This window comes from [Clostridium] hylemonae DSM 15053, assembly GCF_008281175.1.
Classification (GTDB): domain Bacteria; phylum Bacillota; class Clostridia; order Lachnospirales; family Lachnospiraceae; genus Extibacter; species Extibacter hylemonae.
In genome coordinates, this window is the sequence record NZ_CP036524.1 from 2,022,636 (window position 1) to 2,036,089 (window position 13,454).

The 13,454-nt window shown below is 49.1% G+C and carries 19 protein-coding genes; 2 read left to right on the plus strand and 17 right to left on the minus strand.

The window, feature by feature from the left end; genetic code table 11:
* Positions 1 to 30: 30 nt before the first annotated feature.
* From LAJLEIBI_RS09300 to LAJLEIBI_RS09380, 17 genes are all read right to left on the minus strand, one after another.
* A complete protein-coding gene (locus tag LAJLEIBI_RS09300; protein WP_006441558.1) occupies positions 31 to 906 on the minus strand; it encodes a mechanosensitive ion channel family protein in 876 nt (291 codons plus the stop codon).
* Between the two features lie 20 nt (positions 907 to 926).
* The gene (pgeF, locus tag LAJLEIBI_RS09305; RefSeq protein WP_006441559.1) at positions 927 to 1,760 is read right to left on the minus strand and encodes a peptidoglycan editing factor PgeF; all 834 of its coding nucleotides are present in this window, start codon (positions 1,758 to 1,760) and stop codon (positions 927 to 929) included.
* Positions 1,761 to 1,769: 9 nt separating this feature from the next.
* Positions 1,770 to 2,120 carry a YraN family protein gene (locus tag LAJLEIBI_RS09310; protein ID WP_006441560.1) on the minus strand — a complete coding sequence of 117 codons (351 nt, stop codon included), beginning with the start codon at positions 2,118 to 2,120 and terminating at the stop codon, positions 1,770 to 1,772.
* A 31-nt stretch (positions 2,121 to 2,151) separates the two neighbouring features.
* Positions 2,152 to 2,811 carry a ribonuclease HII gene (locus tag LAJLEIBI_RS09315; protein WP_006441561.1) on the minus strand — a complete coding sequence of 220 codons (660 nt, stop codon included), beginning with the start codon at positions 2,809 to 2,811 and terminating at the stop codon, positions 2,152 to 2,154.
* Positions 2,804 to 3,361, minus strand: a complete 558-nt coding sequence (lepB, locus tag LAJLEIBI_RS09320) for a signal peptidase I (protein WP_006441562.1) — start codon at positions 3,359 to 3,361, stop codon at positions 2,804 to 2,806. The genes LAJLEIBI_RS09315 and lepB (LAJLEIBI_RS09320) overlap by 8 nt, the downstream gene beginning before the upstream one ends.
* 40 nt (positions 3,362 to 3,401) lie before the next feature.
* Positions 3,402 to 4,250 carry a ribosome biogenesis GTPase YlqF gene (gene ylqF / locus LAJLEIBI_RS09325; RefSeq protein WP_006441563.1) on the minus strand — a complete coding sequence of 283 codons (849 nt, stop codon included), beginning with the start codon at positions 4,248 to 4,250 and terminating at the stop codon, positions 3,402 to 3,404.
* A 10-nt stretch (positions 4,251 to 4,260) separates the two neighbouring features.
* Positions 4,261 to 4,851, minus strand: a complete 591-nt coding sequence (lepB, locus tag LAJLEIBI_RS09330) for a signal peptidase I (RefSeq protein WP_006441565.1) — start codon at positions 4,849 to 4,851, stop codon at positions 4,261 to 4,263.
* A gap of 128 nt (positions 4,852 to 4,979) precedes the next feature.
* Positions 4,980 to 5,327, minus strand: coding sequence for a 50S ribosomal protein L19 (gene rplS, locus LAJLEIBI_RS09335; protein WP_138263992.1), 348 nt, complete (start codon positions 5,325 to 5,327; stop codon positions 4,980 to 4,982).
* Positions 5,328 to 5,450: 123 nt separating this feature from the next.
* Positions 5,451 to 6,230 (minus strand): SDR family NAD(P)-dependent oxidoreductase, encoded by a 780-nt coding sequence (locus LAJLEIBI_RS09340; protein WP_006441568.1) that lies wholly within the window; start codon positions 6,228 to 6,230, stop codon positions 5,451 to 5,453.
* A 28-nt stretch (positions 6,231 to 6,258) separates the two neighbouring features.
* Entirely contained in the window at positions 6,259 to 7,011 is a 753-nt protein-coding gene (gene trmD, locus LAJLEIBI_RS09345; protein WP_006441569.1) for a tRNA (guanosine(37)-N1)-methyltransferase TrmD, read from the minus strand.
* Positions 7,011 to 7,517, minus strand: coding sequence for a ribosome maturation factor RimM (gene rimM / locus LAJLEIBI_RS09350; protein WP_006441570.1), 507 nt, complete (start codon positions 7,515 to 7,517; stop codon positions 7,011 to 7,013). The genes trmD and rimM overlap by 1 nt, the downstream gene beginning before the upstream one ends.
* A gap of 92 nt (positions 7,518 to 7,609) precedes the next feature.
* Entirely contained in the window at positions 7,610 to 7,840 is a 231-nt protein-coding gene (locus LAJLEIBI_RS09355; protein WP_006441571.1) for a KH domain-containing protein, read from the minus strand.
* 23 nt (positions 7,841 to 7,863) lie between these two features.
* Positions 7,864 to 8,109, minus strand: coding sequence for a 30S ribosomal protein S16 (rpsP, locus tag LAJLEIBI_RS09360; protein WP_040434602.1), 246 nt, complete (start codon positions 8,107 to 8,109; stop codon positions 7,864 to 7,866).
* Positions 8,110 to 8,149: 40 nt separating this feature from the next.
* Positions 8,150 to 9,496, minus strand: coding sequence for a signal recognition particle protein (gene ffh / locus LAJLEIBI_RS09365; protein ID WP_006441573.1), 1,347 nt, complete (start codon positions 9,494 to 9,496; stop codon positions 8,150 to 8,152).
* A gap of 1 nt (position 9,497) precedes the next feature.
* Positions 9,498 to 9,842 carry a YlxM family DNA-binding protein gene (gene ylxM / locus LAJLEIBI_RS09370; protein ID WP_242654894.1) on the minus strand — a complete coding sequence of 115 codons (345 nt, stop codon included), beginning with the start codon at positions 9,840 to 9,842 and terminating at the stop codon, positions 9,498 to 9,500.
* A gap of 69 nt (positions 9,843 to 9,911) precedes the next feature.
* Positions 9,912 to 11,351, minus strand: coding sequence for a hypothetical protein (locus LAJLEIBI_RS09375; protein ID WP_147570414.1), 1,440 nt, complete (start codon positions 11,349 to 11,351; stop codon positions 9,912 to 9,914).
* Between the two features lie 50 nt (positions 11,352 to 11,401).
* The gene (locus tag LAJLEIBI_RS09380) at positions 11,402 to 12,313 is read right to left on the minus strand and encodes a S8 family peptidase (RefSeq protein ID WP_006441576.1); all 912 of its coding nucleotides are present in this window, start codon (positions 12,311 to 12,313) and stop codon (positions 11,402 to 11,404) included.
* A 115-nt stretch (positions 12,314 to 12,428) separates the two neighbouring features.
* Between LAJLEIBI_RS09380 and LAJLEIBI_RS09385 the strand changes: the two genes are divergently transcribed.
* The gene (locus LAJLEIBI_RS09385) at positions 12,429 to 13,067 is read left to right on the plus strand and encodes a DnaJ domain-containing protein (protein WP_006441577.1); all 639 of its coding nucleotides are present in this window, start codon (positions 12,429 to 12,431) and stop codon (positions 13,065 to 13,067) included.
* 74 nt (positions 13,068 to 13,141) lie between these two features.
* Positions 13,142 to 13,411, plus strand: a complete 270-nt coding sequence (locus LAJLEIBI_RS09390; RefSeq protein WP_040434603.1) for a hypothetical protein — start codon at positions 13,142 to 13,144, stop codon at positions 13,409 to 13,411.
* Positions 13,412 to 13,454 lie beyond the last annotated feature (43 nt).

Sequence of the window (13,454 nt, forward strand, 5' to 3'; positions counted from 1 at the left end):
CTTTCATACCGATACGTGCCGGTCCGTCCGCTATTTCTCCTGCTGTGACATGTGTACCGTCACCTGCTGGTACGGGATCTCAATACCTCTGGCGTCAAGCGTCAGCTTGATCTCCTCCAGAAGCCGCCATTTTGTAGGCCAGAAATCTTCGCTCTTCACCCACGCTCTGGCTCCGATGATGACAGCGCTCGCCGCCAGCTCATCCACAAAGACAACGATCTCTTCGTCTTTCAGGATACAGTCATCCTTTTTCAGCAGATTTTCAATAATATCTTTTGCCTTCCTTAAGTCCGCATGATATGAAATGTCAACCTTAAGGTCAAGGCGTCTCTCATCTTTGGCCGTCGCGTTGGTAAGACTGTTGTTTGTCAGCATGCCGTTCGGTATGACGATCGTCTTATTGTCTATCGTGCTCAGTTTCGTATAAAAAATCTGGATCTCTTTCACGGTCCCTTCGTTGCCGTTGGAGTCCTCTATAATATAGTCTCCCACCGTAAACGGCTTCAAAAGCAATATCAATACGCCGCCGGCGAAGTTTGACAGGCTCCCCTGCAGTGCCAGACCGATCGCCACACCGCCGGAGGCCACAAGCGCTGCCACTGAAGTGGTATCCACCCCCAGTTTCGCCGCGATGGTGAAGATGAGCAGTATATAAAGGCCTGCCTTCAGCACCGAATCCACGAACTGTTCCACACCTTTGTCCGCCTCTGAACGCTCCAGAGATGTCCTCACTAACTTTCTCACCCATTTGATCAGAATCCGTCCGACCAGAAATGCGATGAGCGCTATGACTACTTTAATTCCAAACCCGATCAGCGACGGAATATGGTCCTGAAAATACCGGACAAACTCATTCGCGTTTTCTACCGCCTCCTGCGTAACCTCTGTGACTTCATTTGTTCCCATAACTGATACTCCTCCTGCGTTTACTTAAGCGCAAGAAACGCACTTAAATTTCCCCGTTTCTCTCCTGTCGTTCTGTGAGAGAACAGGATATCCGGATTACAATGTGTGCAGACATTTGTTACCGCTGTATGTTCCCTTCGGATACCAGCCTCCGCAAAGACATATTCATTGGCCTTCCACAGATTGAGCTGATATTTTCCGTCTCCCTTATTATAGAATAGATCCGGCCAGCATTCCTCAGGAAAATTTTCCCTGAAGCGGCAGATCACATCTTCACTCACCTCATAACAGTCCTGACAGATAGAGGGACCGACGGCAGCAATCACATCTTTTGGATCAGTGCCATAGTTTTCCGTCATCTTCTCCACCGTAACCTTGCCGATACGTCCCACTGTACCCCGCCATCCGGAATGTGAAAGTCCGATGGCCCGGTGTACGGGATCGACGAAAAACAGCGGCACACAGTCGGCATAGAATGTGACGAGGCATATGCCCGGTACATTTGTCACCATCCCGTCCGTTTCCATAAAACGGGCGCCCCTGTCCTCTTCCTTCACGACCGCCACATTCGTCGTGTGTGTCTGGTGCGTGTATGTCATGTCTTCCGGCTTCACTCCGATGGCCGAAGCGATGCGCCTGCGGTTCTCCTCCACTGCCTCCGGCGAGTCTCCGCGTGTTGTGCTTATGTTCATCGTGGCACAGTTCCCGGTGCTCACGCCCCCGAGCCGTGTGGAAAATCCATGCTTCACCACGCCGGTATCCTCCAGCAGCGGGTACACAAGATACGGAACTCCTTCCTTCTCTCTGATATCAAATATGTGTGCTTCATTCTTGTATTTTATATCCAGCTTCATATGTTCTCCTCAGCATTCAAACGCATTTTTAATGTGGCTTATCTCACCGCCCAGTATCGCTATCACATCGAATCGGCACGGCGCGTCCGCCAGCTTGTTTACCGTGACGTAATACATGGCGCATTTTACGAGCACCTGCCGCTTCCTTGCATCCACGGCCTCCGATGGATACCCCTTCGATGCATCTCTTCTGTACTTAACTTCACAGAATACGAGATATTCCCCGTCTTTTGCTATGATGTCGATCTCTCCTGTCCGGCAGCGGTAATTAAAGCAGATTATTTCATATCCCTGTTCTTCCAGATATTCACCTGCCGTCTGCTCATACCGGCTGCCCTCCGCTCTTTTATTGTATGTCATCTGCACCTCTCAGTCCCGGACACCGATCCTCTTATACAAAGTTTTTAATGAATGTGGCCCTGTGTATCGGCGAAGGCCCATGTTCCTTAAGCCCCGCGATGTGAGCTTTCGTGCCATACCCCTTATTCGACGCGAGATCATAGCCGGGCAGTATTTTGTCATATTCCACCATAAGTCTGTCCCTTGTCACCTTGGCAATGATACTGGCCGCCGCGATGGACACACTTTTGGCATCTCCCTTGATGATCGGCACCTGCAAGATCTCTACCCCGGGAATCGTCACCGCATCGTTGAGCAGTATGTCCGGCTGTACCGGGAGATCTGCGATCGCCATACGCATGGCTTCGTACGTCGCCTGCAGAATATTGATCTCATCGATCCTCTGCGGGCCTACGATACCGATTCCCGTTGCCACAGCTTTCTCCATGATCTCATCATACAGCATCTCACGCTTCTTTTCCGACAGCTTTTTGGAGTCATTCAGATACAGGACAGGATCGTCTTTAGGCAGGATGACCGCCCCTGCCACTACCGGCCCGGCAAGCGGTCCCCTGCCCACTTCATCTATACCGCATATGTAACGGTACATACCATATTCTTTCTCGTACACGCTCAGGCGTTCGGTGCGTTCTATTTCTTTTCGCAGCTTCTCCTCCTGCCTGCGGAGCTTCTCCTCTTCCCGCTTATTCATGTTTGATCACTCCTATCTTGTCAAACGGATATACGCGCAGGAAGGCTCTTCCCATCAGATCCTTCCGCTTGATAACTCCTACGCTCGGGTCTCTGCTGTCTGAACTGTGGTTTCTGTTGTCGCCCATCACAAAATATTCATCTTCACTGAGCGTCACCGGGCTTGCCTCCGCCTGCATCAGCTCCGCGCCGTACGTGTCGCTTTCCAGCTTCTGTCCGTTGATATACACATATCCGTCGGTCACCTGCACGGTCTCACCCGGCAGACCGATGATCCTTTTGATATAGTAAGTGTTCTTTTCATATTTATAAGGAAATACGATGATATCGAATCTCTTCGGGTCTCTGAACCGATAGCTTATCTTATCTACGATCAGACTGTCGCCGTCACTTAAAGTCGGTTCCATCGAATAGCCGCTGACCCGCGTGCGCTGTCCCACAAAGGTAATGATCAGGTACGTCAGACCTACGATAATAAGTATGTAAAGAAGCCAGCCGCCCAGCTCCCTCAATACACTTCCCCCCACATCATTTTTTCTGCGTCTTGACATGTATAATGTCCCCCTTTTTATTGCTTACCACTGCATTTTATCATACTTCCTGCGGATATTCCAGTGTCAGGCGTCCCAGCTTTCCATTTCTGAAATCATCCGTCAGAAGCAGCGCCGCCTTCTCTGTGTCCAGCTCATTTCCGCGCACAAGACAATGCCTGCTCTCCGCTATCCGGCTTAAAGTGACATAGACATCGTTATCTTCTTCGACTGCATATTTTTTCCCGAGCACGCCCGGATAATGATCCAGCATGAAACGGATCAGCTCGGCCGCCAGCTCTTCTGTCTGCAGGACTTCATCTTTGATCGAGCCGACAAACGCGAGTTTTAACCCCACCTGCTGGTCCTCAAACTTCGGCCAGAGTATTCCCGGCGTATCCAAAAGCTCCACCTGCCTGTTCAGGCGTATCCACTGTTTTCCCTTCGTAACCCCCGGTTTGTTGCCCGTTTTCGTGCAGGACTTCCCCGCCAGACTATTGATGAATGTAGATTTGCCGACATTCGGAATGCCGACCACCATGGCGCGCACAGGGCGGTTCAGTATGCCGCGCTTCCTGTCTCTTTCTATCTTCTCCTTACATGCTTCCTGGATCACGCCGTGAATGGATTTCATCCCGCCGCCTTTTTTTGAATTCACTTTTACGACAGAAAATCCTTTTTTTCTGAAATACTCAGCCCAGGCGTCATTCCACTTTTCTTCCGCCAGGTCCGCCTTATTCAGAAGTATAAGCCTCGCTTTGTTCTTTCCAAGCTCGTCTATATCCGGGTTCCTGCTGCTTTGCGGGATCCGTGCGTCCACAAGCTCGATCACCAGATCTATCAGTTTTATATTCTCCTGCATCATACGTTTTGCCTTTGTCATATGACCCGGATACCATTGAAAATGCATATATTGTCTCCTATCCCGTAAATCCCATGTTTTTTCGCGGGGAGATCGTGAACCAGACTTCCCCGTATATATATTTTCTCTTTACATTACCGACGTCCGCATTGCGGCTGTCCTCACTGTTTTCCCGGTTATCCCCGAGCACAAAATATTCGTCCCCGCCGAGCGTGATCTTCTCTGACGCAATTCCCACGTCGTCGATGTCCGTCGTTTTGTAATCTTCCTCGATCTTTTTCCCGTTTATATAAACGCTGTTCTCGATTATCTCCACCGTCTCACCCGGCAGCCCCACGATACGCTTAATATAATAATGGGCGTTTTCGTTGCCCTTTGGCTTAAATGCTATGATATCTCCCCGCTTCGGGCTCGTAGCGTTGTAGACGATGCGGTTTACGAGCACCACGTCCCCATTTTCGAGGACCGGATTCATCGAATCTCCTATCGTACTGACCCGCTGTCCGAAATACCACACGTAGACAAAGGCCAGAAGGCAGACGACCACTATTTTAAAAACCCACTTGCCTATCACAGGAAGATACTCCCAGTTGATGTGGATCCTCCTTCTTTTCCTGGCAAAGCCAAGGCTTTTCCTTCTTCTTCTCATACCGTACAAAAGGCCGAAGCCTTATAGACACCTCCTGTCCCTAATAACAGAAAGAGGACAATACACATTATGTACTTGTCCTCTCTTCTTACCTTTTTGAACATCAGAAGTTCAAGAAGTATACGTTCTTATTTTACTAATTCTTTAACTTTAGCTTTCTTGCCGACGCGGTCTCTCAGGTAGTTCAGTTTTGCTCTTCTTACTTTACCTCTTCTTACTACTTCCACCCGCTCAACGTTTGGTGAATGCAGCGGCCATGTCTTCTCTACGCCGATCCCGTTAGAATTCTTTCTTACAGTAAACGTAGCTCTTGCTCCGCCGCCCTGTTTCTTAAGAACAGTTCCTTCAAATACCTGGATTCTTTCTCGGTTACCCTCTTTGATCTTACCGTAGACTTTAACCGTATCACCTACGTTGAATACAGGCGCGTTTTCTTTCAGCTGTCCAGCTTCAATATTTCTGATAATATCATTCATTATGTGTGACCTCCTCGTTTACTTGGACGTTCTTAATACATTTGTATCAGAGGACCATCTCTTTTCTTCACAACATGCTATAGTTTATCATATTATGTGAAGTTTTGCAAGCATTTATTTATATTATGGGCGCTGTCCCATGCCGCCTTCAAGCGTCAGCGTCTCACCGGACATATATTTTAAGTCAGGTGAACCGAGATGTACGCATACGCGGCCGATATCTTTTTCCGGATCCCCGAACCGTCCCATCGGAACCGCTTTCAGATTTTTCTCATATGCTTCCGGATAAGCCTCCTTAAAGTTCTCAAGCTGCGCCGTCATTGCCAGAGGACACACGACATTGACATTGATGTTGTCCTTTCCCCACTCTGTCGCCGCGACCCGGGAAATTCCGCGGATGCCTTCTTTCGCCGCCGCGTAAGAGCTCTGTCCCGCATTTCCGAACAGCCCCGCGCCGGAAGCAAAATTAATGACAGACCCCTGCGTCTCCTTCAGATATGGATAACAAGCCCTCATGTAATAGAATACCGCGTAAAGTCCTGAGTAGATGCCAAGGTCAAAGTGATCCTTCATGTGCATGGACAACGGGATCCCTGAAGCAGACGCCTGAGCGTTATTGATCAGCACATCGATCCGTCCGAAGGTATCCACTACTTTCTGCACGGTCTCCTTCACAACTTCCTCCGATTTCTCATCCGGGGTCACATCTGCCTGCAGAGGCAGTACCTTGATCCCATAAAGACGCTCCAGTTCTTCTTTCGCATCCAGAAGTTTCTGTTCGTTTCTTCCTGTAAGCGCCAGATTCGCGCCCTCCTTGGCATACGCTACGGCAATACCGTAACCGATCGATCTTGCCTTTCCTCCGCCCGTTATTATAGCTGTTTTTCCGTCAAATATACCCATTTTTTCTGTCTCCTTTCCTTAATATAATTTATAGTATGTGGTCTTTATACTCTGATCCAAGAATGGCTCGGGCGAGTTCTTTTTCTTTTTCGTCAAGCTCTGCCTTTTCAAGCAGATCCGGTCTGTTTCTCGCCGTGCGGATAACGGACTGTTCCCGTCTCCACTTCTCTACGTTGGCATGATGGCCGGACAGCAGCACCGGCGGCACCTGTTTTCCATGCCAGATCTCCGGACGCGAATACTGCGGATACTCAAGCAGGCTGTCCTGAAAGCTGTCAAACTCTGCCGACACGTCATTGTGCAGAACTCCCGGCACGAGACGTGAAACCGTGTCTACAACGACCATCGCAGGGAGTTCTCCCCCTGTCAACACATAATCTCCGATGGATACATAGTCTGTCACGATCTCCTCCAGCACCCGTTCATCAATACCTTCATAATGGCCGCACAGCAGCACCAACTCTTCCTCCTTGGCGAATTCTTCCGCCATCTCCTGATCAAAGGTCCTGCCCTGGGGCGACATATATACGACCCTCGGTGTTCTGCCTGCCTTTTCCTTTATCGCGCTGTATGCCTGGAAGACCGGCTCCGCCTGCATGAGCATGCCTGCTCCCCCGCCGTACGGATAATCGTCTACACTGTTGTGTTTGTTGAATGCATAGTCTCTTATATTGACCGCTTCTATCTGAAGCAGTTCTTTTTCCATCGCCCGCCCGGTAATGCTCGTACTGAGGCCGTTCATCACCATGTCGGGAAACAATGTCATTATATAAAACTGCATTATATAAGCCCCTCCATCAAGTGTATCGTCATCATTCCCTGTTCGATATCTATATTCTGAATACATTCACGGATCGCGGGTACGAGCACTTCACCGTGAGCCGGGCTGGCGATGACATACACGTCGTTGGCGCCTGTCTCCATCACATCCGCCAGCGTGCCGAACAGTTCGCCGTCCTCTGTCTGAACCTTCATGCCGAGCATGTCTGCCACAAAGTATTCCCCGTCCTCAAGCGGCACGGCATCCTGCCGTTCCACAAGAAGCGCGCATCTTTTATACCGTTCTACATCATTTATATTATCAATGCCCTTGAACTTGAGAATGACGAACTGTTTGAAGAATTTGACATTCTCGATCTCAAGCTGCAGTGTGTCTTTTCCTGTGTCCAATATCACTTGCTTCAGCACTTTGAAACGTCCCGGGTCGTCGGTCGTCGGAAATACCTTCACCTCTCCACGGATACCGTGGGTGGATGTAATAACTCCCACTTTAAGCATCTTTTCCATCTGACTTCTCCTTATCAGGGGGCTGTCCCTTTTTTCCGTACAACGGCAAAAAGGACCAGAACCTTGCGTGAACAGGGGTCTGACCCCCAAAATTAATCCATTATATCTACGATTACTTTTTTATCTTCTTTTGCCGCAGCTGCCTTCACGACAGAACGGATTGCCTTGGCGATACGGCCCTGTTTTCCAATCACTTTTCCCATGTCGGAATCTGCTACATGTACTTCCAGAACAGTTGTCTTCTTATCTTCCCGCTCGGTAACTACCACGCTGTCAGGATCGTCGACGAGTGCCTTCGCAATTACTTCCACTAATTCTTTCATGCTATACGCCTCCAGACTTCAGCCTATTTTTCAATTCCGGCTGCTTTGAAGATCTTGTTAACAGCTTCTGTCGGCTGTGCGCCAGTGCCTAACCACTTCTTGGCTGCTTCTTCATCAACCTTGAATACGCTTGGGTCCTGGTTCGGATCGTATGTGCCGATCTCCTCGATGAACTTGCCATCTCTCGGTGACCTTGCATCTGCCACAACGATTCTATAGAAAGGAGCCTTCTTCTGTCCCATTCTCTTTAATCTGATTTTTACTGCCATCTGTTTCACCTCCACTTATCTCTTTAAATTGATCTATAGGTTAAAAAGGAAGCCTGAACTTACCTTTTTTCCCACCTTTTCCCATCATCTTCATCATCTTCTTCATCTCGCCAAACTGCTTGACCATGCGGTTCACATCACTGATGTCCACCCCGGCCCCTTTTGCGATCCTGTGCTTTCTTGAAGGGTTCAGAAGATCTGGATTGCGGCGCTCTTCCAATGTCATGGAATATATCATTGCCTCCATGCGCGCCATATTCTTTTCCGCCTGGGCTGCCTGCTCATCATCGAGCCCTTTCATCTTGCCCATTCCGCCGAGTCCCGGCATCATGTTCATAATATTCCCCAGGCCGCCCATGTTCTTCATCTGCTTTGTACTCTCCAGATAATCTTCAAAATCAAACTGGGCTTTCTTGAGCTTCCTGCTCATCTCTATCGCTTTCGCTTCATCTATCTCGGCTTCAGCCTTCTCGATAAGGGTCAGCACATCTCCCATACCGAGGATACGGGATGCCATCCTGTCCGGATAAAACTGTTCCAGATCAGAAAGCTTCTCCCCCATACCTGCATATAAAATCGGTTTGCCGGTGACTGCCTTTACAGACAGCGCGGCGCCGCCCCGTGTATCACCGTCAAGCTTTGTGATGATCACACCGTCGATTCCTATCTTCTCATTAAAATCAGACGCTACATTGACAGCATCCTGTCCGGTCATGGCATCGATCACGAGTATTGTCTGATGGACGTCCACCGCCTCCTTGATCTCCTGAAGCTCCGCCATCATATCCTCGTCAATATGAAGCCGTCCGGCCGTATCGAGGATCACAATATTATTCCCGTTTTTCTGCGCGTGCAGAAGCGCGGCTTTGGCAATGTCTGACGGCTTGTGGCTGTCTCCCATGGAGAATACGTCCACTCCCTGCTTCTCCCCGTTTACCTGCAGCTGTTTGATCGCCGCGGGACGGTATACGTCACAGGCCGCAAGCAGCGGCTTCTTTCCTTTCAGCTTATACTTTCCTGCCAGCTTTGCGGTGGTCGTCGTCTTACCGGCACCCTGCAGACCCGCCATCATGATCACTGTGACAGCGCTCCCGGGCTGGAGCTTGATCTCTGTCGTCTCAGAGCCCATCAGCTTCACAAGCTCTTCATTCACGATCTTGATCACCATCTGCCCTGGATTCAGGCCGTTCATCACATCCTGCCCGACCGCTCTTTCCTGGACATTCTTAATAAAGCCTTTTACGACCTTAAAGTTGACGTCCGCCGCCAGCAGTGCCCGTTTTATCTCCTTGAGGGCTTCTTTTACATCATCCTCTGTCAGACGCCCTTTGCTTCTTAAATTTTTAAATATATTCTGCAGTTTTTCAGTCAAACTATCAAATGCCATGCTACAGCTCCTCTATAATCTCATCAGATATCTTCCGGATATCGGCCACAAGCTCCTGCGGCTCCCTCTCCTTATATCCGTCCAGCAATTCATCGATCTGCTTTACTTTTTCCTTGATACTGACGAACTTCTCTACAAGATGCAGCTTGTCTTCATAACCTTTCAGCGTACGTCCGCATCTCTTTACGAGGTCGTGCACTCCCTGTCTGCTGATGCCCGCCTCAACCGCGATCTCTCCAAGCGACAGATCTTCCAGCACAAACTGTTCGTATATTTCTTTTTGATGCTCTGTCAGAAGTTCACCGTAAAAATCATATAACAAAGCCTGTTCTAATATTTCATTCATGTTGTTCACCTGTGATATCATATAACAAAACGAAGAAGGTGTCAAGTATTTTTTCTTGACACCTTCTTTTTATCTCTCTCTCATGACATAATGGCCCAGACCATCCGGCGCGAATATGCCGCCGATATACAATATCGTTCCTTCACTGCCATATAAACCGCTTTCCTTTGTATCATAATGGCCATCGTAGTAAAAAGCATCCAGGAATATCCGGATTCTGTCTGCTTCCGGCAGCCGCCTGTTTACTGCGTCAACGAGTGGGGCAAGTCTAACGGTATCCACATAATCCATGAACCGGATATTCTGCTCCTGTGCGGCGGCCTCAAGTATATATCCAGGTATCCCCGCTTCGAGCAGCAGGCTCCAGAGGCATTCTCCATTTTCGACCTGATTGCTCCCCACATCATAACTTCTTCCCTCCATCGCAAAAATATCTCCCTCTACCTGTGCCATGGGCAGTTCTTCCCAATATGCCATTTCATCCTCTTCCAAAACAGGACTCAGCGGCAGCTCTGCCGCCACCTCACCCTGCTTTATCATCTCCGGTTCTATGACATGGATACTTACAATATAGTCCGCCAGCAGTCTCAATGCTCCCGCAGTCTTAAATCCTACATTCAGCGAACTGGCGGAGCGTGCTTTGCTTCCCGGAGGTGACTCCCGTTTGATAACGATCTGATGGCCGCTGCCTTTTCTTACCGGTCTCATGCCGGCCTCTCTCATAAATCTTTCTTCCGAATCCAGTGCAAAACCGCTGTATTTCGGATTATATATCAGTGCACCTGTAACTGACGGCAACAGCAGTACCTTCACGGTAATCTCTCTTTCCCCCTTTTCCTGCATACTTTTATGCCCCGGTTCTGAGCCTTCCGTGAGATACCTTATATTAGGCGCAAAGTACTTTTCTCCTCCTTTTCTCCCGGGCTTAAACGTGAATACAGGTTTTCTCCTGCTGACGACTGTCCTGCACAGGCCGGCATATTCATCAGCGCTTATAGAACGGTATAACGTCAGCACCGGACCTGAATATCTTTTGAACACCATATTGGCAGGATATATGGTTCCGCAAATCTGTAAACGCCCCCACATGAGCGGCTCTTCCTTATCCGCTTCCTCTGGGACGCCCGATTCCTCTGCGGCCTCTGTATCTTCTGACATCCGCGCAGATTCCTTCTCCTCTTCTTCCACAAGGTCTTCTCTTTTTAATCTCCGGGCAATTATATTATGGAATACTGTTTCACTTTCCAAATCCTCTCCATCATTAAAGATCTCGGCAACTATTTTCCTGAGCTGCGAGTCTATCTTAGACATACCTTTAGATTTCAGCCATTTTGACGCTGCTGCGAAAAGCACGTTTTCACTCCTGTACTCAGCGCCGCCAATTTTCATCCACTGTATCACAGCGCTGTAATGACTGTTTATATGAGGTTTCCTTTCTTCTCTCTTTTTCTCAATATATTCGTACATTTCACCACAAGCTTTCCCGGGGTATACCGCCTTTTTATTCATTATAACATATGATTCCTCCTCGTGAACAGTATGACAGCGGCCGCTGTTCTTTATGACAGCCTTCTGCTTCCAAGAAACTCCGGAATACTGATCCTTCCCCATCCCTGCGACTCTTCCATCCGCTTACAGCTCTCACGCAGTCTCAGCTTCACCTCAACATTGGACATGTCGCTGTACTTGGACAAGAGCAGCGCAGCTGCCCCCGACACGACCGGTGTTGCCATGGAACTTCCGCTTTTGACCGTGTAAGGCTTCTGTCTCTTTATGCCAAACCGGCTGTTGCACGATATGATCTGATCTCCCGGCGCCACCACGTCCGGCTTTACCACACATTCATGCGTCGGTCCGCAGCCGGAATAGTAGCTTACCTTTTTTACTCCGTGTGATACTGTGATATCCGAAGAGCCCACGGTTATTATCTTCTTACTCGTTCCCGGCACCGACACCGTCCCTTCCCCCGGCCCGTAATTTCCTGCTGAGGCAACCACGACAAGCCCGGCATCCCACAGCTGCTCCGCCGCCTGCTCCAGCTCCTTCCCCTTCTCATCTTCAAGACCCAGGTTCGCTCCCACGGACATATTTACGACCCGGATGTCATATGCCCTCCAGTTTTCCAGAAGCCACTGTATCCCTCTCAGAATACCGTCGACCGTCCCTTCCCCTCTTGCATCCAGCACCTTGACGCTGACAAGGTCCGCCTCCGGCGCCATACCTGCGTGGAGACCGCGGGACATTCTCCCGTTTCCGCCGAGTATCCCCGTCACATGTGTCCCGTGGCCGTTATCGTCATACATTCGGCCGCGGCCGCCCACACAGTCTTTAAATCCCCGGATCCTGTCTCTGAGGTCCGGATGCGGGACAATGCCGGTATCAAGTACCGCTATCCCAACATGCTTTCCTGTATATTTACCTGAAACAGTGTCTTCACACCTGTAATCTATCACATCTTTTACATGTTTCATGATTCTTTTACCCTTTTTCTATTAAGATATTCAGAATCTGAAATTGATTTCTTCCATATTTTGTCGTAAGATATAATAGATTCTATATCCATATATAACTTAAGGGGAGGATATTATGGAAAACCGGAATTATTATGATATATTAGGGGTTTCAACAAAAGCGGCGCCGGATGAGATCACCGCCGCCAAAAATGCACTGGCCAAACAATACCATCCGGATGCAAACATAAAAAACGGAATTGACACAACGGACAAAATGCAGGAAATACTGGAAGCGTACAATATATTGTCTGATACTGTAAAGCGTGCGGAATATGACAGGGAGATCAGCGGGCGCAGACAGGATATGCAGACCTTTGACCTGAAATCCGGTGCTTACGGCCAGGAACAGTCAGAAGAAGAGACTTTTGTTACATATTGGAAGGCTGCCGGCGCCCTGTACGAGATAATCATGGAAAGCAATGAACTGTTCCGCCAGAAGGAAGAGACAAGCAGACTGGCCCAGCTTTCCATGCAGGCGCTGAAACATATCCTTATCCTGAAAGACGCCTCCATACCGGAGAAATACTGGCATCCCGACATTATGAACTGGCTGCTGTTTACATGGTATAAAAACAGAAACATGACGGTCGCCTATCTGCTCACCATGTATGACGAATATGTAAAAAAGAGTGCCTCTCCCGTGGAAAAACTGAAATTGCAGGGTAGATCCCATCGGTTTCAGCACTCGGTAAAAAGGCTCATAAAATTTTAAAATCCAATTGTTTCACACATCAGCACCCCCCGCATATTATGTAGTGTAAATAACATATATGGAGGCTTTCAATTATGAGCGATTTAAGTGCAACAAACTGCGGATGTGGTTGTGAATCAAGATGTGGTGGAGACTGTGGCTGCGGTTTTGGCGGCAACAGCTGTATCTGGATCATCCTGTTACTGTGCTGCTGCGGCGGCTTCGGCGGCAACAACAATGGTTGTGGCGGCGGATGCGGCAATGACAGCTGTATCTGGATCATCCTGTTACTGTGCTGCTGCGGCGGCTTCGGCGGCAACGGCGGCGGATGTGGCTGCGGCAACGACTGCGGATGCGGATGCTAATCTGACATTATAATTGAATATGGAAAAGGCTGTCACATAGCGT